Annotated in this window: 19 protein-coding genes; 10 read left to right on the top strand and 9 right to left on the bottom strand. The window is 63.8% G+C overall.

The genetic code is table 11. From position 1 onward, the window contains the following. Positions 1-22: 22 nt before the first annotated feature. From AAFN84_RS18145 to AAFN84_RS18135, 3 genes are all read right to left on the bottom strand, one after another. Positions 23-256, bottom strand: coding sequence for a hypothetical protein (locus AAFN84_RS18145; RefSeq protein WP_347516045.1), 234 nt, complete (start codon positions 254-256; stop codon positions 23-25). 153 nt (positions 257-409) lie between these two features. Beyond that, positions 410-1438, bottom strand: a complete 1029-nt coding sequence (locus AAFN84_RS18140) for a homoserine dehydrogenase (protein ID WP_347516044.1) — start codon at positions 1436-1438, stop codon at positions 410-412. A 140-nt stretch (positions 1439-1578) separates the two neighbouring features. Further along, complete coding sequence (locus AAFN84_RS18135) at positions 1579-2502, bottom strand: LysR family transcriptional regulator (protein ID WP_347516043.1); 924 nt, start codon at positions 2500-2502, stop codon at positions 1579-1581. A 117-nt stretch (positions 2503-2619) separates the two neighbouring features. On the opposite strand from AAFN84_RS18135, the gene AAFN84_RS18130 reads away from it, so the two are divergent. Further along, positions 2620-3375 carry an SDR family oxidoreductase gene (locus AAFN84_RS18130; protein WP_347516042.1) on the top strand — a complete coding sequence of 252 codons (756 nt, stop codon included), beginning with the start codon at positions 2620-2622 and terminating at the stop codon, positions 3373-3375. A 61-nt stretch (positions 3376-3436) separates the two neighbouring features. Here the strand turns inward: AAFN84_RS18130 and AAFN84_RS18125 are convergent, their stop codons facing one another. Next, positions 3437-4906 carry a M81 family metallopeptidase gene (locus tag AAFN84_RS18125; protein ID WP_347516041.1) on the bottom strand — a complete coding sequence of 490 codons (1470 nt, stop codon included), beginning with the start codon at positions 4904-4906 and terminating at the stop codon, positions 3437-3439. A 199-nt stretch (positions 4907-5105) separates the two neighbouring features. Here AAFN84_RS18125 and AAFN84_RS18120 point away from each other — a divergent pair, with 199 nt between their 5' ends. Both AAFN84_RS18120 and AAFN84_RS18115 read left to right on the top strand, forming a co-directional pair. Continuing rightward, a complete protein-coding gene (locus tag AAFN84_RS18120) occupies positions 5106-6137 on the top strand; it encodes a P1 family peptidase (RefSeq protein ID WP_347516040.1) in 1032 nt (343 codons plus the stop codon). Then, positions 6134-6931: a M55 family metallopeptidase gene (locus AAFN84_RS18115; protein WP_347516039.1), complete on the top strand. Its 798-nt coding sequence runs from the start codon at positions 6134-6136 to the stop codon at positions 6929-6931. The genes AAFN84_RS18120 and AAFN84_RS18115 overlap by 4 nt, the downstream gene beginning before the upstream one ends. Here AAFN84_RS18115 and AAFN84_RS18110 read toward each other — a convergent pair. Further along, positions 6918-7859: a LysR family transcriptional regulator gene (locus AAFN84_RS18110; protein ID WP_347516038.1), complete on the bottom strand. Its 942-nt coding sequence runs from the start codon at positions 7857-7859 to the stop codon at positions 6918-6920. The two genes, AAFN84_RS18115 and AAFN84_RS18110, sit on opposite strands and share 14 nt — an antisense overlap. A 319-nt stretch (positions 7860-8178) precedes the next feature. On the opposite strand from AAFN84_RS18110, the gene AAFN84_RS18105 reads away from it, so the two are divergent. The 6 genes from AAFN84_RS18105 to AAFN84_RS18080 all read left to right on the top strand — a co-directional run bounded on the left by AAFN84_RS18105 (position 8179) and on the right by AAFN84_RS18080 (position 15241). Then, positions 8179-9804, top strand: coding sequence for an amidohydrolase (locus tag AAFN84_RS18105; RefSeq protein WP_347516037.1), 1626 nt, complete (start codon positions 8179-8181; stop codon positions 9802-9804). A gap of 108 nt (positions 9805-9912) precedes the next feature. Beyond that, on the top strand, positions 9913-11508 hold the full coding sequence (locus tag AAFN84_RS18100; protein ID WP_347516036.1) for an ABC transporter substrate-binding protein: 1596 nt from the start codon (positions 9913-9915) through the stop codon (positions 11506-11508). Between the two features lie 108 nt (positions 11509-11616). Further along, positions 11617-12552 carry an ABC transporter permease gene (locus AAFN84_RS18095; RefSeq protein WP_347516035.1) on the top strand — a complete coding sequence of 312 codons (936 nt, stop codon included), beginning with the start codon at positions 11617-11619 and terminating at the stop codon, positions 12550-12552. Between the two features lie 6 nt (positions 12553-12558). Beyond that, entirely contained in the window at positions 12559-13380 is an 822-nt protein-coding gene (locus tag AAFN84_RS18090) for an ABC transporter permease (protein WP_347516034.1), read from the top strand. Further along, positions 13377-14285 (top strand): ABC transporter ATP-binding protein, encoded by a 909-nt coding sequence (locus tag AAFN84_RS18085; protein WP_347516033.1) that lies wholly within the window; start codon positions 13377-13379, stop codon positions 14283-14285. Before AAFN84_RS18090 ends, AAFN84_RS18085 begins: the two co-directional genes overlap by 4 nt. Beyond that, the gene (locus tag AAFN84_RS18080) at positions 14282-15241 is read left to right on the top strand and encodes an ATP-binding cassette domain-containing protein (protein ID WP_347516032.1); all 960 of its coding nucleotides are present in this window, start codon (positions 14282-14284) and stop codon (positions 15239-15241) included. Before AAFN84_RS18085 ends, AAFN84_RS18080 begins: the two co-directional genes overlap by 4 nt. A 21-nt stretch (positions 15242-15262) precedes the next feature. On the opposite strand, the gene AAFN84_RS18075 is transcribed toward AAFN84_RS18080, so the two are convergent. Continuing rightward, complete coding sequence (locus AAFN84_RS18075) at positions 15263-16207, bottom strand: dienelactone hydrolase (protein WP_347516031.1); 945 nt, start codon at positions 16205-16207, stop codon at positions 15263-15265. 60 nt (positions 16208-16267) lie between these two features. Beyond that, the gene (locus tag AAFN84_RS18070; protein ID WP_347516030.1) at positions 16268-17026 is read right to left on the bottom strand and encodes an SDR family oxidoreductase; all 759 of its coding nucleotides are present in this window, start codon (positions 17024-17026) and stop codon (positions 16268-16270) included. 99 nt (positions 17027-17125) lie between these two features. Between AAFN84_RS18070 and AAFN84_RS18065 the strand changes: the two genes are divergently transcribed. Then, on the top strand, positions 17126-18055 hold the full coding sequence (locus AAFN84_RS18065; RefSeq protein ID WP_347516029.1) for an AraC family transcriptional regulator: 930 nt from the start codon (positions 17126-17128) through the stop codon (positions 18053-18055). A 110-nt stretch (positions 18056-18165) separates the two neighbouring features. On the opposite strand, the gene AAFN84_RS18060 is transcribed toward AAFN84_RS18065, so the two are convergent. Together AAFN84_RS18060 and AAFN84_RS18055 are read right to left on the bottom strand one after the other, a co-directional pair. Continuing rightward, a complete protein-coding gene (locus tag AAFN84_RS18060) occupies positions 18166-18738 on the bottom strand; it encodes a hypothetical protein (protein ID WP_347516028.1) in 573 nt (190 codons plus the stop codon). Continuing rightward, complete coding sequence (locus AAFN84_RS18055) at positions 18735-19475, bottom strand: hypothetical protein (protein WP_347516027.1); 741 nt, start codon at positions 19473-19475, stop codon at positions 18735-18737. The genes AAFN84_RS18060 and AAFN84_RS18055 overlap by 4 nt, the downstream gene beginning before the upstream one ends. Positions 19476-19572: the final 97 nt, after the last annotated feature.

Genomic DNA, 19572 nt, shown 5'->3' with positions numbered 1-19572 from the left:
CCGTCCACCGGCAGGGCTGCATTCATCGCAGACAGCAGCCCTTGGTGGCGCGCATCGCAGCCTCACACAAATGCGCGGCAGGCGCGGTCATTTCGCGATCGTCGTCGTCGGTCGTGGTGGCTGCCAGGTGGCGCGCATGAACAGTTTGGAACAGGGAACGAACATCCTCAGGCGTGTGGCCGTCGCTGGCCATGACCTGGCGGATGATGGGTTCGTTCAACAATTCATCGAGAGTCGGCTCTGTGCCGGGCCACATCGTGTCCCCTCCAATTTTTGCGCCAGAGATCAAACGAGCCGCGTTCGCGAAGCAATGACCCCGCTCGGCATGTAGGAAGTCTGGAGCAGGATTCAAGGAGCGCGTGCATTGTCGATCAACATGGCGGCCGGGCCTGCTTGAGCGCGCGCTGCCTCATGACGATATCTCCAGACGCCTTTCAGGGTGGGAGCCCCTGGCTTGCAGGATATGTTCGAGGTCCTTCAGAGCGGCTGCGGCAGTGGCAAGCGGTTCCGCCCCGGATCCGATGGCGACCGTCTCGCCCATCGCGTCCGTGACGATGCGGATCGCCTTGTCCTTTCCTCGCACCCGCGCCATCGGATCGGTAAGCGGGTAGGTCTTGATACCGACACTGGCGTGGACGGAGCCCTGCGTTGCGGTGAGTTCACCGACAAGCTTGGGGACGACGCTTTCCGCACGCCATGCCTCGATGCGCTTGCGGGTGACCGACTGGATGCCTTCAACGGTCAGGTCATCCATGGTCAGGTCGGCACCAAGGCCAAAATTGGCGATGATCAGGAGCTTGCAGGCGGTATCCCACCCTTCCGTGTCGTTGCGCGGATCAGCTTCGGCAAAGCCGGCCATCTGGGCCTGCCGCAAGGCGGCGGCGAAATCGAGCCCTGTCGTCATCATGGTATCGAGCAGATAATTGGTGGTGGCGTTCAGGATGCCTTCGATGCCCAGCACCTTGCAGCCCGTCAGGCTGTGGTCCAGCAGATCGATTGTCGGCAGGGCGGCTCCGGCGGCGCCGCTGAGCTTCAGCAATGATCCCGTGGCCTGTGCAAGCGCGCGCAATTCCGCTCCGCTATGCACCAGGGCACCCTTCGATATCACGATCGTGTCGCGTCTTTTGGAAAGCGCCGAACGGATATAGGCGAGCCCCGGGCCGCCGGTGCGGAAATCGCTTGGACCCGCCTCGATCAGAATATCGGCGCCGCTCGCCGCGATGAAGTCAGGACCAGAAAGCCCCGGCTCGAGCGTGCCCAGCCGGTCCGCTTCAAGGCCCTCTGGATCGGCCAGCCCGGAGCGTGATCCGCAGACCGCCACCAGGCGGACATCCACTCCATGGAGTTCGCGATAGCGTCCGCGCCGGATGAGAAGCAGGTTCGCCGTGGCACGCCCGACGCCGCCGAAGCCCGCGATTGCAACGCGCAATGTCCGCATTTCTCGCTCCTGTTCCTGCGACCATCGGTTTCCCGGTTTCCTGGTCTGCGCATATCGAGAAGACGGCCGCCAAGCTGGAATTCGTCTTCGATCAGGAAAGACACGACTAACTGGAGCCGAACTATCCAGCTCGAGCCAAACTACCTGCCGCTTGGCGTGGTGTGCAATCGGGTCTCCGCCTTCACATGATCGACAAACGCACGAAGTGCTGGTGGCATCAGACGGCGAGCGGAAAAGTAAAGGGCAGGGGCGGGAAAGGGTGGTGTCCAGTCGGGCAGCACCTCGATGAGGCGGCCTGTTGCCAGATCATCGCTGACATAGTCCTCGAATGTATAGACCAATCCCAGCGACGAGCGCGCAGCCATTTTTCCATTCACGACCGAATTGACCAGCAGAATGCATTGTGGCGTGAACTCGATTTCCTCGCCTTTTGACGCGAGCGACCAGGGCAAAACGTTGCCTGTCGCGAAAACGGTCCCGATGCAGTTGTGGAAACGCAAGTCGTCAGGATGCGATGGGGTACCGTGGCGCTCGAGATAGTCCGGTGCTGCGGCGATGACCATGCGTTGCTCACGTCCCAGTCCGACCGCAATCATATCCTGGGCGAGCTTTTCTTCATAACGCACACCCGCATCGAAACCGCCCGCGACCACGTCGACGAGTTCGTTTTGTGTCACCACTTCCATTCGCACGCCGGGGTGCCTTGCAAGAAACGAGGCGACGAGCGGCATCAGGCGCAGCTCCAATGCCGGAAGCGGGCCGTTGATTCGAATGCGTCCAACCAGTTGCCCATCGGCAGCGCCGGCAGCGATCGCATTTGCTGTATCCTCGAGAACGGCCAGCGCGTCTGCCGTTCGTTGCAGCAGGTGTTGCCCGAGTTCCGTCAGCGAGGCGCTGCGTGTGGTGCGGTTCAAGAGGCGCCCACCCACCTGCTCTTCGAGCTCGCGGATGCGATCGCTCAATGTCGAAGGCGACACAGCCAGCTCTTGTGCGGCGCGGCGGAAATTCAGGTGGCGCGCTACGACCGCGAACTGAGCCAGAATATTGAGGTCCGGTTTGGGCATTATACGAATATCCGGATGGGTTATCCAGAATTGTCGCGGTTATCGGACGATCATTCAAGAGCTATCTCCGCGTCATCCGCCGCGGTTCGACTTGGCGGACGACGAAAGGACCATGACATGACCAACAAGATCGCTCTTATCACCGGCGCAAGCCGCGGCCTCGGCCGGGCCAGCGCTGTTCATCTCGCCAAGGCGGGGACGCATATCATCGGCACCTACAACGCGTCCAAAGACGAGGCCGCGGAGGTTGCACGAGAGATCGAAACCCATGGCGTCAAAGCCGCCATGCTGCCATTCGACGCCGAAGCCGACGATTTCGCCGCGTTCGCGGAGCAGATTTCCGACGCCCTGCAGAACAGATTCGGCACCGACAAGCTGGATCACATCGTGAACAATGCGGGCATCGGGGTCCACGCATCCATTGCCGATACCACCGCAGATCAGCTTGATCAGCTCTACAAGATCCATTTTCGGACGCCGTTCATGCTGACCCAGGCGCTGCTGCCGCACATTCGAGACGGCGGCAGCGTGCTTTTCGTTTCCTCCGGCCTCGCTCGCTTTGCGCTGCCGGGCCATTCCGCCTACGCCTCAATGAAGGGCGCTGTCGAAGTGCTGACACGCTACGTCGCCAAGGAAATGGGCGCACGCGGCATTCGCGCGAACTGCATTGCTCCCGGCGCCATCGCCACCGACTTCTCGGGAGGCGCCGTGCGCGACAATGCCGATCTCAACGGTTTTGTTGCTTCGATGACGGCGCTTGGCCGTGTCGGTGAAGCCGACGATATCGGCGGCGCGGTGGCTGCCATCCTTTCGGATGGCATGCGCTGGACCAACGGCGAGCGCATCGAGGTCTCGGGCGGGCAGTCGCTCTGAGTCCGACCGGTGCTGATATCGAGGGCTCCGCCAAATGTGGCGGACCCTCGAGCACGGCGTATCAAATCTCGTCCAGCGGCCAGATCGGCCGCCTGATGCTTTTGTAGGGGCGGACGAAGAAGTTCTTGGTCGAAAGCGCCCCGGTGTCGACTTCGATCACCTTGCGGGCGATCGGCTCGAAGGCGGCGCGGAAGTGCTGCATCGACTTGACGACCAGCGTGGACTTGCGGTGCGGGTCGACGCCAAGCGAGGTGAATTGCGCCAGGTCGGTCGCCTGGCCGTTGTTGGTGATGACGACGATCTCGACACCGTCGACGCGCAGGAGCGCGCTGAGACCGTGGTTGCGCCACGCACCGCCGCCCATCGGGCCATAGGCGATGAAGCGGCCGTTTGACAGCGTGACGACTTCCGCCGTCACCTCCAGTGGCTCGCCGCCGATGGTGGGGTCCACCTTGCCGCCAAGCTTCAGGTGCACGGTGTTACCCACCCCGGCTTCCTGCGCCTGCAAGGCGGCTTCCGGATCGCAGATGGCATAGAAGCCGACATTGGTCAGCCCTGCCGCCAGGATCGCGCGCAACAAGGTAGTCGCGTCGCCATAGGCGCCCGAGCCGGGATTGTCGGAATAGTCCGAGATGACGAGCGGCTTGCCATCCGATGACGGTCTGGCTGCCTCTGCAATCGCTTCTTCCAGCGGCGCGAAGGAGATGGTTGACCAGTGGCGCTCCTGCCAGACGTAGTCCATCAGTTCTTCGGCGATCGCCCTGGCCTTGTCCTCGTCCTGCGCCGTCACCGCGATGGAAGGGCCGATGTCGTGCACGTCGGCGGACGAAAAGCCTGCCTGGATGCTGACGATGAGTGCTTCGCCCGAAGCCTCCAGTGCGTCGGCGCGCTTCAGCAGTTCCATCATGGGCTTCGACGTCGTGCGCCCGCCATCCATGGCGTAGAGTATCGGGCGACGGGCGATCGCAACCTTCGGCCGGATTTCGTCTCTCAACGCCTGGTCCAGAAGCGCCGCTGCCTGATGGCCGCGCTCATATTGGTCGACATGCGGATATGTGCGGTAGGAGATCAGGGCATTGGCATTTTCCGCCATGCGCTGTGTCACCGTGGCATGAAGATCGAGCACGACGATCAGGGGCATGTCGGGGCCGATGGCTGTGCGGAGGCGGGCAAGAAGTTCGCCCTCGGCATCATCGTGGCTTTCGGTGGCCATGGCGCCGTGGAGATGCAGCAGGATGCCGTCAACATCGCCGGCGGCCGCAAGAAGGATTCCGGCAAATTCCTCGAAACATGCGTCCGTCACCCGCCCGGCCGGTGTCGCGCCCGCAACCAGCGGCGTCACCGCTGCCCAGTCATAGCGTTCGGCTGCCTCGTAGCCGGCGCCCATGAAGGTGCGCGTGTTGCGAAAAGCGGCTGGTATCTCATTTTCGAAATAGAGGGAGCACTTGCCGAAGCTCGTGCGGTCCGTCTTCTGGACGCTGAACGTATTCGTTTCGTGCATGAACTCGGCTATCAGTATGCGGGCAGGCATGGTGCAAGGGGCTCCTGGCTGAATGCGTCTGGCGTATCACCGACGTCGGATTTGGCAGTTGACCTGCTCGATCGCTGATGCTGCAAATTCAGCCCATGCCGACAGGGAATGCAACCCGCGATGCAAGCGGGGCACGCCGGCAGGGCAAGCGCAGGTCGGCAGATCGCCGCAACTTTGCCGGCTAAGGGGGCGGGAACGCATGGCGACGGCACGTGAACTGGGATTGATTGTCGGGACGTTGCCGGCCGGTCCGTTGAACGCGATCACCGACGTGGCCGGCGTGTCGGTCGGGCACCACACGCTTTCGGGGAACGGGCTGGCGACGGGCGTCACCGCGATCGTGCCGCATGCGGGCGATCCCTTCCGGCTCAAGCCGCGTGCCGCGGTCGAGATAATCAATGGTTTCGGCAAGTCGGCGGGGTTGATGCAGGTTGCGGAACTCGGCGCGATAGAGACGCCGATCCTGCTGACGAACACATTCGGGGTCGCGGCTTGCACGCAGGCGCTGATCCGAAGGGCGATCGCGGCCAATCCGACCATCGGGCGCAAGACGTCGACGGTGAACGCGCTTGTCTGCGAATGCAACGATGGCGGCATCAACGACATCCAGGCGATGGCCGTCACGCCCGAAGATGCCGACGCTGCGCTGGAAGCAGCACGGCCAGGCAGCTTCGCCCAGGGCGCCGTCGGCGCAGGGACGGGCATGACCGCGTTCGGCTTCAAGGCCGGTATCGGCACGGCATCGCGGCGTATCGACATCGGAGGCGAGGCGTTCATTCTCGGGGCACTGGTGCTGGCGAATTTCGGCCCTGCCGGGCAACTGGTCCTGCCGGACGGGAGGCGGCCGGTCTCCGGCGCCGCCGAGCCGGAAACGGGCTCGGTGATCGTCATTCTGGCCACGGACCTCCCGCTCGCCGATCGGCAGTTGCAGCGCGTGGTGCGGCGCGCCGGCGCCGGGCTTGCCCGGCTTGGCGCGTTCTGGGGCAATGGTAGCGGCGATCTGGCGGTCTGCTTTACCACCGCCGATCCGATCGAACACCGCCCGAAATCCGCCTTCGCTGCGCTGCGGCGGCTCGACGACGCCAAGATCGACCTGGCTTTCCAGGCGGCTGCCGAGACGACGCAGGAAGCGGTGCTGAACGCGCTATGCGAGGCACCCGCAACGCATGGCCGCGATGGCCGCAGATACCCGGCTCTGGCCGATTGGCTCAAGGAGAACCCGCTACGATGAAGATCTTCATTTCCGCCGATATCGAAGGCACGGCCGGCATCAACCATTGGGAAGAGACGATCCATGGCAATGCCGATTGGACCGAGTATCGCGCCCTGATGACCGCCGAGCTGCTTGCCGCCTGCGAAGGCGCGCGCGCCGCCGGTGCGACCGAGGTGGTGGTCAAGGACGCCCATGACAGCGGCCGCAACCTGCTCGTCGATCGCCTTCCCGATTATGTGCGCATCGTGCGCAACTGGTCCGGCCATCCGGACGGGATGATGTTCGGCCTCGATGCCAGCTTCGCCGCCGCCATCTACACCGGCTACCATGCCAAGGCGGGAACCGAGGACAACCCGCTGGCCCATACCATGAACCTCAAGATCTCGCGGATGCTGCTGAATGGCGAGGTGGCGTCCGAATTGACCGTTAATGCGCTCTGCGCCGCGCTCTACGACGTGCCCTCGGTGTTCCTGTCCGGCGATGCAGGCATCTGCGCCGATGCGCGTTCGATGATCCCTGGCATTGGGACGGTGGAAACGCTGTTCGGCGCGGGGCCGGCATCCAACTCGATCGCGCCCGCCCGATCCTGCCGGTTGATCCGCGAAGGGGTGGAAGCCGTACTTGCGGCCCGCGCCGGGGGCATGCCGGCGACCGACGGTCCGTGGGAGCTGGTGCTGGAGTTCGTGAACCCGGTCAACGCCTATCAATCGGGCTGGTATCCCGGGGCGAGGGCGCATGGCCCGCGCGCGGTGGCGTTCGCCTCGGATGATTTCTTCGAAATCCTGCGCGCCCTGCGCTTCATGAAGAGCTGATGCCGGACTGGATCTGCGCTGCCGCCCGCCACATTCGCTCGACCGGCTTTGCCTGGTTGGCGCAGTGTCGGTAGAGACGGATTTCCAGGTCCAAGAGCCAGTCTTCAGAGGCGCTCGCGGCGACCAGCCTGCCGTCCGCCAGCTCTTCCGCGACAAGGCTCTCGGGCAGCCAGCACAGGCCGGAGCCGGTCATGGCGACGGTCTTCAGCCCCGCGCTGATCGTGTTTTCATGCACGGTACGGCGCGCGAATGGCGGGCGTCTGGCCAGAAGATGGCCCAACGCGACCCCGAAGAAGGACGCGGAGCCGTAGGAAAGGCAGGGTAGTTCCAATTCGCTGGCCACCGCACGGTCGAGGATGCCAGCGCCTGCATGTAGCGCGCCGGCGATGCGAACCTGGCGCGCGGCCACCGGAACAAGCCGGTCCCGACCGATGATCAGGTATTCGAACCCGGCATCGTCCAGGCGGAGAGGCACCTGCGGATGGCTGTAGGTCAGGAACAGATCGGCCTCGTCCACCACCATCGCTTCGATGTTGGAATCGAATCCGCCACGGTCGGGGATGAATGAGGTGCCGAGCGGTCCCACCGCCTCCTCCAGCCGCCCAAGCCATTCGGGAAAGAACGTCAAGGTAAGCGTGTGAAGGGCCGCAATGCGCACCAGGCGCGGTTCGGCCGATGGGCGCAACGTCTCGCGAATGCCGTGGAACGTACGGATTGTCTCCTGGGCAACCGGAAGGAAGTTGTGGCCTGCCGCGGTCAGTTTCGCGGGGACGGTGGCGCGGATGATCAAGGTGGCGCCGAGCCATGCTTCAAGCTGCCTGATGCGGCGGCTGAAGGCCGACTGGGTCACGTTGCGCGATTCGGCGGCACGAGAAAAACTCGACACCTCCGCCAAAGCCACGAAGTCCTCCAGCCACTTGATCTCCAACGTGGACGCTCCTTCTGTCGGGAAGAGTATCGGCGCTGTTCAATGGGACGGCAAGAATGTTTCCCCTTGCGTATGCAAATTTTGCATAGTCATTTGCCAAAAGCGAATTTGCCAAGGAGCATTGGGGAACTCACTGTTGGCCAGGTTGCATGGGGCGTGAAGTTGCCTGTGGCACATAAGATTTGGACTGCATGGATCGGGTTGCCGCAGGGGGGCATAGTTCCGGCAGGTTTCGTTAGAGAATGTGCGGCGCGGTCGAAAAAGGCCCGCAAAGCAACAGGTTGGTCCGACGCCTCAGGCGTCCAGTTGGGGGGCGCATTTGTCCAGTCGTATCGTCGCTGACCGTATTCTGATTAACGGGCGCATCTGGTGCGGCCTCAATGACGGCCATTGCGAGGCGCTTGCCATCTGGCAGGGCAAGGTTCTTGCCACGGGTTCGGATACGGACATCCTTGCCCTGAAGGGACCGGACACCGAGGTGGTCGACCTCGAGGGTCGCTTCGCCAGCCCGGGTCTCATCGACAACCATCTGCACCTCATCGCCACTGGCCTGACGATGGGGATGGTCGACGTCACCGCCGCTGCCGCGCCGACGCTGGAGGCGATGCTGTCAGGAATCGCTGCCCGCGCAGCGCAGACGCCGAAGGGCGAATGGGTGCTTGCGCGCGGCTACGACCAGGTCAAGCTCGATACGGGTGTTCACCCGACACGCTCCGACCTGGATCGCGCGGCGCCCGATCATCCCGTCCTCGTGACGCGCGCCTGCGGTCATATCGCCATCGCGAACTCGAAGGCGCTGGAAATGGCCGGCGTGTCGGAATCCACGCCGACGCCCGATGGCGGCGTCATCGGCATGACCGGCAACCGCCTGAATGGCCTGCTTGCCGAAAACGCCATGGGCCTCGTGCGGTCCGCGATCCCGGGTGTTCCGGTCGAACGGCTCGTCGATGCGATCGAGATGGGTGGCAAGCTCCTGCTCTCGCTGGGCATCACCAGCACGATGGATGCGGCCGTCGGGCAGGTGGGCGGCCTGTCGGAGATCCGCGCCTACGAGCTGGCGAAACTGACGGATCGTCTGCCCATTCGGGTCTGGCTGACGCTGCTGGGCGATCCCGGTAAATCGATCGTCGAGGATTGCTGGAAGGTGGGCCTGGTTTCGGGCGCGGGAGACGACATGCTGCGCGTCGGCGCGGTCAAGATCTTCCTCGACGGGTCGGCCGGCGGTCGCACCGCCTGGATGACCGAACCCTACGAGGACGAGCCCGAGAATTTCGGCGTCCAGATGCTGCCCGACGAGCAGGTCTACTCGCTGGTGCAGGACTATCACGACAAGGGCTATGCGCTGGCCTGCCACGCCATCGGCGACGGGGCCATCGAGCAGCTCATCACCGCTTACGAGAAGGCGCTTGCGGCCTCGCCCGATCCGGAGCGCCGGCATCGGATCGAACATTGCGGCTATTCCAGCGACGCGCAGAACCTTCGCATGAAGGCGGCAGGCATCCTGCCGGCGCCACAGCAGGCATTCGTCTACGACTTCGGCGACAGCTACGTCTCGGTGCTGGGGCAGGAACGCGGTGCGCGGTCCTACCCGATCGGGACGTGGATGGAGATGGGCCTGCGGCCGTCGACCGGTTCCGATTCCCCTGTCTGCTCGCCAAACCCTTTTCCGAACCTTTACACGATGGTCACCCGCCGGACCTGGAAGGGGACGCTGCTGAGCGAGTCCGAGCGGCTGAGCCGCGAGCAGGCGCTTCAGGTGTTTACGGAATTCGGCGCCTATTCGCAGAAGGCCGAAGGCGTCAAGGGGCGGCTGGTGCCGGGACAATGGGCCGATATCGCGGTCTTCAGCCAGGATCTGATCGAGGCCGCGCCTGAAGTTCTGCGGGACGATACGCAATGTGTGCTGACTTTGCTTGCAGGTCGCATCGTCCATGATGCACGATAAGCGGCAAGGGGGCCTTTGCGTGTCGGCCCGTTCCGGAGGAGATTACCACAGACAATAATAATTGCGCCGGAGTGAACCGGATCGGCGTGTCACCAGAGGAGAATACTGATGTTGAAGACCCTTTCCTATGCCATGCTGCTCAGCGTGGCCACGGCAACCCTGGCTTGGGCGGCCGACGAGCCGCGGCAAGGCGGAACGTTCAATTTCACGGCGCCCTACGGCTCGGCCTTCGCCACGCTGGACACGCAAGCCAGCCCGAACATCCAGGAGCAGTTCCTCGCCTTCGCGATTCACCGCAGCCTGTATTCGTGGGATTCCAATGCCAACACGTCCGTGCTGGAACTGGCGGATTCGGTCGACGTCTCCGAGGATGGTTCGACCTACACGTATCATCTCAAGAAGAACGCCGTCTTCCACAACGGCAAGCCGCTGACCGCTGACGATTTCATCTTCAGCTATGAGCGCATGGCGACCGCCTCGAACGCGCTGCCGGGTGCCAGCTACATCGCCATCATCAAGGGCGTGGCGGAATTCGGCGCGGGCGAAGCAGACGAGATCGAGGGCCTGAAGAAGATCGACGATCACACGCTGGAGATCACGCTTGGCGCTGCCGGCAATCCGGCCTTCAACCTGATGGAAGCCACGACGGCGATCTATCCGTCCAACGTCCCGCTCGAACAGCAGGCGATCAACCCCGTCGGTCTCGGCGCCTTCGTCTTCAAGGAGCATGTTCCAGGCTCGCAGATCGTGGTCGAACGCTTCGACGACTATTACGAGGAAGGAAAGCCGTATCTCGACACGGTCAACATCATCGTCATGGCCGAAGGTTCGGCACGAGACGTGGCGTTCCGCAACCAGGAGGTGGATGTCTCGATTCTCGGGCCGGTACAATATCAGGCATACCAGGCCGACCCGGCGCTGGCGGACAACATGATCGAGGTGGCGGAGACGTTTACCCGCAATATCGGCTTCAGCCAGACCCAGGTCGAGGCGTTCAAGGACAAGCGCGTCCGCCAGGCCATCAACTATGCGATCAACACGGACCTGATCATCGAGCGTCTGGTCAGAGGCAAGGCGGTTCGCGCCGTAAGCTGGTTGCCAGCCGGTTCGCCAGCCTTCGACGCCGACGCCGAGCCCTATCCCTACGATCCGGAAAAGGCGAAGGAGCTGCTCGCGGAAGCCGGCTACGAGGATGGTTTTGAGTTCGAAGTGACGGCGACGCCGAACGAAAGCTGGGGCGTGCCGATCGTCGAGGCGATCCTGCCGATGCTGGCGGAGGTGGGCGTCACCGTCAGGCCGCGCCAGATCGAGTCGGCGGCGCTCGGCTCGACCATCTCCTCGGGCAACTACCAGGCCTACATCTGGTCCAACCTTACCGGGCCGGATCCGTTGACGGTGATGCGTTGCTTCTGGTCGCAGACCCCGCAATCGGCGTGTAACTACACCGCCTATTCGAACCCCGAATACGACAAGATCTACGAGGCGGCGCGTGCCGAGCGCGACCCGGCCAAGCAGATGGAATTGCTGAAGGAAGCCAACAACTTCATCCAGGAAGAAGCGCCGGTCTGGTTCTTCAATTACAACAAGGCGGTCATGGCGTATCAGCCATGGGTCCACGGCCTGGTTCCGAATGCTACGGAACTCGCGCTGCAGCCGTATGACGAGATCTGGATCGACGACACGGCTCCCGCGAGCCGGCAGTAGCCAGAGGATGCGGTCTACGCGGGGGATGCCCCCGCGTAGACCGCCCCCGATTCATTCGCGGGCTTGTCGACACCTGCATCCTGACGCGGCCTGAGACGGAACCCGCCCATGCTACGTTTTGCGCTTCGACGCATCTTCCAGATCATCCCGACAGTCATCGTCGTCGCGCTGTTGATCTTCATCATCTTCAGCGTGGTTCCCGGCAGCTTTGCCGCCAGCCTCTTTTCAGACGGGCGGACCAACGCAGATCCGCAACTCATCGCCAGGCTGACGGCCGAGTTCGGGCTCGACAAACCACTCTACGAGCGGTTCTTCACCTATATCTGGGATCTGGCCCGGTTCGATCTGGGAACGTCTTTCCGTACCCGCCTGCCGGTGATCCAGATGATCAACGAGCGCATGGGAGCGTCGCTGGAGCTCGCCACCGCCGCGATGGTCTTCGCCATCGTGATCGGCGTGCCGCTCGGCTTCATGGCGGCGCTGCGCCCAGGCTCGATCCTCGATACGGTCACGATGATCGGCGCCGTCTCGGGTCTGTCGCTGCCTCAGTTCTGGCTCGGCCTGCTGATGATGTTGCTGTTCGCGCTGCATCTGAACTGGCTGCCCAGCTTCGGATATGGGGGAGGGTCATTCCGCAACCTGATCCTGCCGGCGATGACGCTTGGCGTGACGCCGCTCGCGCTCTTGGCGCGTACGACGCGGGCCGGCGTCCTCGACGTGATGAACTCGGACTTCATCCGCACCGCCCATGCCAAGGGCATGAGCGAGGGGGCCGTGGTGCGCCGCCACGTCGCCCGCAACGCGCTGGTCCTGATCGTGACCACGGTCGGGCTCCAGTTCGGCTCTCTCATTGGTCAGGCGGTTGTCATCGAGAAGCTGTTCGCCTGGCCCGGCATCGGCTCCCTGCTGGTCGACAGCGTGGCGATCCGCGACATTCCCGTCGTCCAGGGCACGATTCTCGTCATCGTGCTGTGGTTCCTGGTCATCAATACCATCGTCGATCTGCTCTATGCAGCCATCGATCCGCGGATCAAGCAGGAGTAGGCGGCGATGCGTCTCGGCTTCAATCTCGCCTTCGGAGGCTTTCTCACGGCCGTGGTCATTCTGGCCGGCATCTTCGCTCCCTGGCTCGCGCCCTTCCACCCGGTCATGGACGCGAACCTGATGAACGCGGAATTGCCGCCGGACGCCGAGTTCTGGTTCGGCACCGACAGCCAGGGGAGGGACGTCTATTCCCGTATCCTCTACGGTGCCCAGATCTCGCTGAGCGTCGGCATCGTCTCCCAGGTCATCAACTCGATCATCGGCGTGACACTCGGCATGACGGCCGGGTACTGGGGCGGCTGGTGGGACGATCTGGTGAATGGCCTGACCAACGTCATGCTCGCCATTCCTTCGCTGATCTTCGCATTGGCGGTCATGGCCGTGCTCGGGCCGGGGCTTCTTTCGCTCCTGATCGCGCTCGGCCTGACCAACTGGAGCTGGACCTGCCGCATCGCGCGATCATCGACGCTTTCGCTCAAGTCGCAGGGCTATGTGCTGGCGGCACAGTCCCTCGGCTATTCCGACCTGCGCATCATGTTCACCCAGATACTGCCCAACATGATGGGGCCGATTCTCGTCATGGCGACGCTCGGCATGGGCGGCGCGGTGCTTTCGGAGGCTGCGCTCAGCTTTCTCGGCCTCGGCATCCAGCCGCCCTTCCCATCCTGGGGCTCGATGCTCACGGACGCGCGCGAGATGATCCAGCTCGCGCCGTGGGTGGCCATTTTCCCCGGCCTGGCGATCTTCCTGTCCGTGCTGGGATTCAACCTGCTGGGCGACGGTCTTCGCGACCGTCTCGACCCACACATGAGGACGCGCAAGGCATGACCGCTCCGCTTCTCGAGGTCAAAGACCTTCACGTCGGCCTGCCCGCAGCCGGTGGCCAGTCGTTTCCGATCCTTCAAGGGGTGTCGTTCCAGATCATGCCTGGCGAGGCGTTCGGGCTCGTGGGCGAGTCTGGCTCCGGCAAGTCGGTCACGTCGCTGGCCACGATGGGGCTTTTGAAAAGGCCACTGCGTGCCACCGCGGGGGAGATCCTGTTTCAGGGCCGCGATCTGCTGAAACTGTCGAAACGCGAGATGCGCAGGCTGCGCGGCGACCGCATCGCGATGATCTTCCAGGAGCCGATGACCGCGCTGAACCCTCTGGTTACCGTCGGGCGGCAGATCGCCGAAATGTTCTACCTGCACCAGGGCAAGTCGTGGGCGGAAGGCGAGAAGCTTGCAATCGAGGCGTTGGCCAATGTGCGGGTGCCCAACCCGGACCGCCGTGCCCGCAACTATCCGCACCAGATGTCGGGCGGATTGCGCCAGCGCGTAATGATCGCCATGGCGATGGCGTGCAACCCCGATCTTCTGATCGCCGACGAGCCGACAACCGCGCTCGACGTGACGGTGCAGGCTGAGGTGTTGCGGCTCATCAAGGAACTTTGCACCGAACGCGGCACCGCCGTGCTGTTCATCAGCCACGATCTCGGCGTCATCGCCTCGGTCTGCCAGCGTGTGGGGGTGATGTATGACGGCGCCCTTGTGGAGGAGAACTGGACCGAAGCCCTGTTCGCCGACCCACGACACGATTACACAAAGGGGCTCCTTGGTGCGCTGCCGCGACTGGGAAGCCGCTCCGAACATGGCCGGCAAAGGCTGGTGGACATCGACAGCATCATTGCCGACCGGTCGGTCCTGACACAAACCCGCTTCATAAGCCCGCGTGAGAAGGGAGCGCCCGCATGAGCGAGACCATTCTCGAGGTCGACAACCTGCACGTGCGCTTCCCTCTTCCTGGAGGCGGCGTACTGGGTACGGGAAAGCGAACACTCTATGCGGTGAGCGGAGTCAGCTTTTCGCTGGCCAAGGGTGAGTGCTTGTCGATCGTGGGCGAATCCGGCTGCGGCAAGTCGACCACGGCACTTTCCATCATGGGGCTCCAGGAACCGTCCGAAGGCACGATCCGCTTCCGGGGCAAACCGATCGTCGGCCCGGGTGCGCCAAGCCGCATGGCGCGCGCCAAGGCCGCGCAGATGGTCTTCCAGGATCCGTATGCCAGCCTCAATCCGCGCCAGACGGTGAATGCGTCGCTGTTGCAACCCTTGAAGCTGCATGGGATCACCGGCTCGGAGGCCAGCGACCGGATCGCCGCACTGCTCACCAGCGTCGGCCTGACCGCCGAGCAGGGGACGCGGTTTCCGCACGAGTTCTCAGGGGGCCAGCGGCAGCGCATCGGCATCGCCCGGGCGCTGATCCTCGAGCCCGAGATCGTGGTGCTGGACGAACCAGTTTCCGCGCTGGACGTGTCCATCAGGGCGCAGATCATCAACCTGCTGCTCGACCTGCAGGACGAGTTCGGCCTGTCCTACGTGATGATCTCGCACGACCTGTCGGTGGTCGAGCACATGAGCGACCGCGTGTTGGTCATGTTCTTCAGCCAGATCGTCGAACAAGGCGGCTGGAAGGAGATATTCGAGAATCCCCAGCATCCCTATACGCGCCGGCTGATCGATGCGATCCCCGATCCAGACGCCGCTCTGCGAAGGGCGCACAAGCCGACCGAAACCGCAACGCCCCCGCCGCCGGCGGGATGGCGCTTCGGCTCCGATGGCAGCACGCAACCGAACGTGTTCTCGCCGCCCGAGGCGTCGGAACTGGTCGATATCGGACCGGATCACAAGGTCCGCCTGCTGCGCGACTGAGCCAGGGCTGGCTGCTGTGTGTCAATCCGCCTTCGCGATCGTCCGCGCCAGGGTTGATGCCGCGCCGTGAAGGGCAGCCCGGCTTCGGGCCCAATCGTCCGGCCCGACGCCGAATGTCGTGCGCAGCCAGGCAAGGGTCAAGCGCCGCGTTGCTTCGAGCGCATCGGGGTCCTCGGTTTCCGTCTCCCTGGCGTCCAGCCCGGCGATCCCGCCCAGCCCATGCCCCACCCCGGCGATCGTCAGCAACGCCTCGGCACCCGGCGCGTCGTGGTAGGCGTCCGCATGCCATTCGGGGCCGCGCGTCGTGAAATGGGGATCGTCGTCGGCCCCGCAGACGACCAGCGTCGGGGTTTCGATATGGCTGAAGTCGACGTCGAAGAACGGAAAGCGCGCCGCGCTTTCGGGCGTCAGGTCGGCCCCGCCGCGACCCGGAGCCGCCAGCAGAACGCCGGCGCTGACGCGCCTGTGCGAAAAATCCTCCCCGTTCAGGCGCGCGCCCAGAAGCAGGCCGCAGGTGAAGCCGCCGAAGGAATGTCCGGCGACCGCGACCCGATTATGATCCAGGCGACCGGAGAGTCCCGAAGCCTGCCGCTCGATCTCCTCCCGCCCGTCGAGGATCGCGTGCATCTCGCCGACCCGTTCGCGCCAGAAGAACGGCCCGCCGGGCAGGGCCGGATCCAGGCCTGCCACACGCGAACTGGCATGGGTCGGCTGAATCACGGCCAGTCCGCGTTCGGCCCAGAACTGGGCAAGAGGCGCGTAGCCGTCCTTCGAAGGGATATAGTTCGACGGCCCGAAACCATGCGAGAAGATGATGACCGGCAGGTTGCCGCCGGCCGCCGGTGCTGTGACACGCAGTTCCAGAGGCGGCCGGTCGGGCATGGCGAGCCGGATCGGCGTATAGGCCACGCTCAGCGCGGCTTCTGGCGTGGGCAGGTTGCGGGCAAGGTTGATCAGTCTGTTCATTCGTCGCTTCTCCATGTCACACTTTGGCCTGCAATGGGTTCAGTCGCGGTCATGCGCAGCTCAAGCCGCTGCCTCGGCGGCTTCCCTGGACCAGGTTTCCGCATCCGCGCCGGCGGGCAGCATCATCGGTGCATCCTCGTCGGTCACCACGCGCCAGACCACGTTCGCCACATCTTCCGGTCTGGTTTTCTCTGAGGCTGTCTGAAGGGTGTGGAAATAGGATTGCACGAAGGCCTTATACGGCTCTGGCACGTCCATCCCCATTCGCTTCACCGCATTGCGCGAAAAGGCGGTTTCCGGAGCGCTGCCGGGCAGAACCAGCCGGGCGCGCACACCGAACTCCGCCGCTTCCAGTGCGAAGCTCTGCGTGAAGGCGTTCAGCGCCGCCTTGCTGGCGCTGTAAACCGAGAGCGCCGGCAGGGTACGGAGGGTGACGCTGGAACTGACATTGACGATCACGCCGGATCGGCGCTGACGCATGCCCGGCATGACGGCCCGGGTCATCGCCATGGCGCCAAGCACGTTGGTTTCGAAAAGTTCGCGTGCCTGGGCGATCTCGGCCCCTTCCACCACGTTGAGCATGCCGACGCCCGCATTGTTGACCAGTGCGTCAAGTGGCCCGGCCTCCGCCAGGGCCGCGGAGATGCTCTCGGCTTCGGTGACGTCGAGGGGAAGCAGGCGCAGCCGTTCGGAGATGGGCAACCCCTCATTGGACGGTTTGCGCATCGTGGCGATCACCTCCCATCCCTCGTCGAAAAAGCGCGTTGCGATGGCCTGGCCAAAACCCGATGAGCAGCCGGTGATAAGAATGCGGGGCATTTGGGACTCTCCTGTTGTCTCTGACAAGGAGATAGACATCGGCGAGCAGACATTCTATTGATAGAAGTCCAGGATCATTAAGCGAAAGTCCAGAATTTCATGACCGACAGCGCCGAAGACCCGCTTTCCAGCATCGTCGCGCTGCTCAAGCCTTCGCCGTCGATCTCGAAGATGGTGGAGGCAGGCGGACGCTGGCAGGTCGAGCGGCGCGACATGGCGAGCCCATTCTACTGTGCGATCGTCGAGGGGCGGTGCCGTCTGACACTCAGGGGCCGTGATCCGGTTTCGCTTGCCGCGGGGGACTTCGTGCTGGTGCCCGACCTGCACGACTTCACGATGACGAGCGAGATTGCCCCGCCACCGCATGCCGCCCGCATACCGCTCGAGACTGGACCGGGGACGTTCCGCCTCGGGCCGGCGGATGCGCCCGTCGAGATGCGTGCACTGGTCGGTCATTGCCGGTTCAATGCGCCGGGCAAGGAACTCTTGCTGTCGCTGCTGCCGGATATGATTCACGTATCCGGCCACGAACGGCTGATGGCACTGGTTCCGCTGATTCACGACGAGACACGGTCAAGCCGGCTCGCAAGAGGCATGGTGCTGGAGCGCCTGCTCGAGATCCTGCTGATCGAGGCGCTGCGCTCCGGCCCCGGCCAGGCGCTGCCGCCAGGATTGCTGCGCGGCATGGCCGACCCGCATTTGGCCGGTGCCCTGCGGCGCATCCACGCCGACACACGGCACATGCCGTCGGTGGCGGAACTGGCGCGCGGCGCCGGCATGTCGCGATCGAGCTTTTTCGAGCGTTTCCGCACCGAGGTCGGCAGCACGCCGATGGAATACGTCACCGCCTGGCGCATGGCGGTGGCGCGCGATCTGCTGCTGCGCGGCGGAATGAACAACACCGAGATCGCCCTGCGGATCGGATACGGGTCTTCCAGCGCCTTCGGCATGGCATTCGCCCGGCACGAAGGCGTTTCGCCAGGCGCCTTCGCGGAGAGGCACGGCAATGGCGTTGACGCCAATGCCTGATCGGCCGCGACGAGAAGTTGCCGTCGACCGGGCGGGACGCTGCGGGGGGTATCCGGCGGTCTGGCTGATATAGTCCGATTGCGAGGACGAGGTCGATTGTCTCGGGCCGACTACTCGGCCTTCCTCAGCGCCGTATCGAACGTGCCTTCGACAGGCAGGCAGTCATTCGGATCACTCTGTGAGAAGAAGTCGTCCTTTCGGCACAACGTCGCCGTAAAACTGCCCTGGGCGGCGGCTGCACCATCCTCGACCGATAGAGCTTCGAGATCAACCGCCGCCATCGTCGCGGCGCCTTCGCTCATGTAGAACGGGGCGTCCATTCCTTCCGGCCAGTATGAAACCGATGCATCTGTCATCGTCGCCGACGCATCGCTGCCCATGATCGTGAAGTCGATGGTCAGAACATTGCGCATCCGCGATCCCGCTTCGGGGTCGTGGCCCTGGACGGAGATCGAAAGCATCGGACCAACCGCGCGCAACTCCGCGGTCGACGTACCTTCCGAAGGGACGTCGAGCGTTTCGGCCGAATAAGGCGCGCCGTCGATCGTGGCTTCTATTGTGCCGAGCGCGTCGGTGGCGAGCTGCGCCGCTGCTGATCCGGCCAGCAGAAGAATGGTGGCGTTGGCGAAGGCGAATGCCTTCAGCGTCTTGTGGAATACCATCATGACGGTCCTCGGGTTCATTGATTATCCGGGAACGACCAGGATTCGTGCTCAATACGGAATATCCTGATCGGTGCCCCCGGCTGACTCGGGTCGGCGCGCAGTCTGAAGACGGCCTGCTGGGGCCGGCCGAAATTCACGATCTCCACATTGAGTGTGATCATGCCGCGCAGCATGGGGTGTGCGGGATCCGGCTTCGGCTCCGAGACGCTGCCCTCGAAGGCCTGGGCGCCATAAAGGGGATTGGCTTGAAGTGGCCGGGATTGCATGGCGGCGACCACCTCGGTCGCAAAATAGTCTATTGCATTGTCCGGATGCAGCGGCTCGGGCCCTCCGACGGCCGCGAGATCTGCGCTTTCGTAGAGCGCTCGGACCAGATCGACGGCATGCGACACGGGATCGTCCCGAGCCGTTGTCACGTCTTCCACCAGATCTGCCTGGTCGTCGATGATATAGCGCTGGGCGACCCAGCCCGCCCTGCTCAAATCGGCAGACCGCATCAAGCACCATCGCGGCGGCAGCGCGTTTCGATCGGCCTCTGCCATGTCCTGAAAGTGGGCCATCGTGTAGAAAGGAACGCATGTGATCTGCTCAAGGCCGCGCTCGTCGTGCGCAAAGGTCTCGATGACCGGGTATCGCGTCCCCGGCCCCATCCGGGCATTGAGTACGTCATTCGAACCGACGCCCACGACCCGCCACGCATCCGGGCCGTATCCGTCTATCTCGGCCTGGGCCGAAAAGGGGAACGCCACCAGCAACAGGATGGCAAGGCTCCTTACGAAGCCTTCGACCGCACGGATTCCACCGCCAGCCGTCGAGACATGTCCGATCCGAAACTCCGCCACGCTCGCCTCC

Origin of the sequence: Mesorhizobium sp. CAU 1741 (assembly GCF_039839275.1) — a bacterium.
Lineage (GTDB): Bacteria > Pseudomonadota > Alphaproteobacteria > Rhizobiales > Rhizobiaceae > Aerobium.
The sequence above is the reverse complement of the archived record's forward strand: the minus strand, read 5'-3'. Positions and strand labels throughout refer to the sequence as shown.

Coding starts and splice junctions, on each gene's coding strand:
- AAFN84_RS18080 (WP_347516032.1), top strand. CDS start 14,282: ATGAGCGAGACCATTCTCGAGGTCGACAACCTGCACGTGCGCTTCCCT.
- AAFN84_RS18120 (WP_347516040.1), top strand. CDS start 5,106: ATGGCGACGGCACGTGAACTGGGATTGATTGTCGGGACGTTGCCGGCC.
- AAFN84_RS18115 (WP_347516039.1), top strand. CDS start 6,134: ATGAAGATCTTCATTTCCGCCGATATCGAAGGCACGGCCGGCATCAAC.
- AAFN84_RS18125 (WP_347516041.1), bottom strand. CDS start 4,906: ATGCCTGCCCGCATACTGATAGCCGAGTTCATGCACGAAACGAATACG.
- AAFN84_RS18140 (WP_347516044.1), bottom strand. CDS start 1,438: ATGCGGACATTGCGCGTTGCAATCGCGGGCTTCGGCGGCGTCGGGCGT.
- AAFN84_RS18130 (WP_347516042.1), top strand. CDS start 2,620: ATGACCAACAAGATCGCTCTTATCACCGGCGCAAGCCGCGGCCTCGGC.
- AAFN84_RS18060 (WP_347516028.1), bottom strand. CDS start 18,738: ATGAACCCGAGGACCGTCATGATGGTATTCCACAAGACGCTGAAGGCA.
- AAFN84_RS18100 (WP_347516036.1), top strand. CDS start 9,913: ATGTTGAAGACCCTTTCCTATGCCATGCTGCTCAGCGTGGCCACGGCA.
- AAFN84_RS18095 (WP_347516035.1), top strand. CDS start 11,617: ATGCTACGTTTTGCGCTTCGACGCATCTTCCAGATCATCCCGACAGTC.
- AAFN84_RS18135 (WP_347516043.1), bottom strand. CDS start 2,502: ATGCCCAAACCGGACCTCAATATTCTGGCTCAGTTCGCGGTCGTAGCG.
- AAFN84_RS18090 (WP_347516034.1), top strand. CDS start 12,559: ATGCGTCTCGGCTTCAATCTCGCCTTCGGAGGCTTTCTCACGGCCGTG.
- AAFN84_RS18075 (WP_347516031.1), bottom strand. CDS start 16,207: ATGAACAGACTGATCAACCTTGCCCGCAACCTGCCCACGCCAGAAGCC.
- AAFN84_RS18065 (WP_347516029.1), top strand. CDS start 17,126: ATGACCGACAGCGCCGAAGACCCGCTTTCCAGCATCGTCGCGCTGCTC.
- AAFN84_RS18085 (WP_347516033.1), top strand. CDS start 13,377: ATGACCGCTCCGCTTCTCGAGGTCAAAGACCTTCACGTCGGCCTGCCC.
- AAFN84_RS18145 (WP_347516045.1), bottom strand. CDS start 256: ATGTGGCCCGGCACAGAGCCGACTCTCGATGAATTGTTGAACGAACCC.
- AAFN84_RS18070 (WP_347516030.1), bottom strand. CDS start 17,026: ATGCCCCGCATTCTTATCACCGGCTGCTCATCGGGTTTTGGCCAGGCC.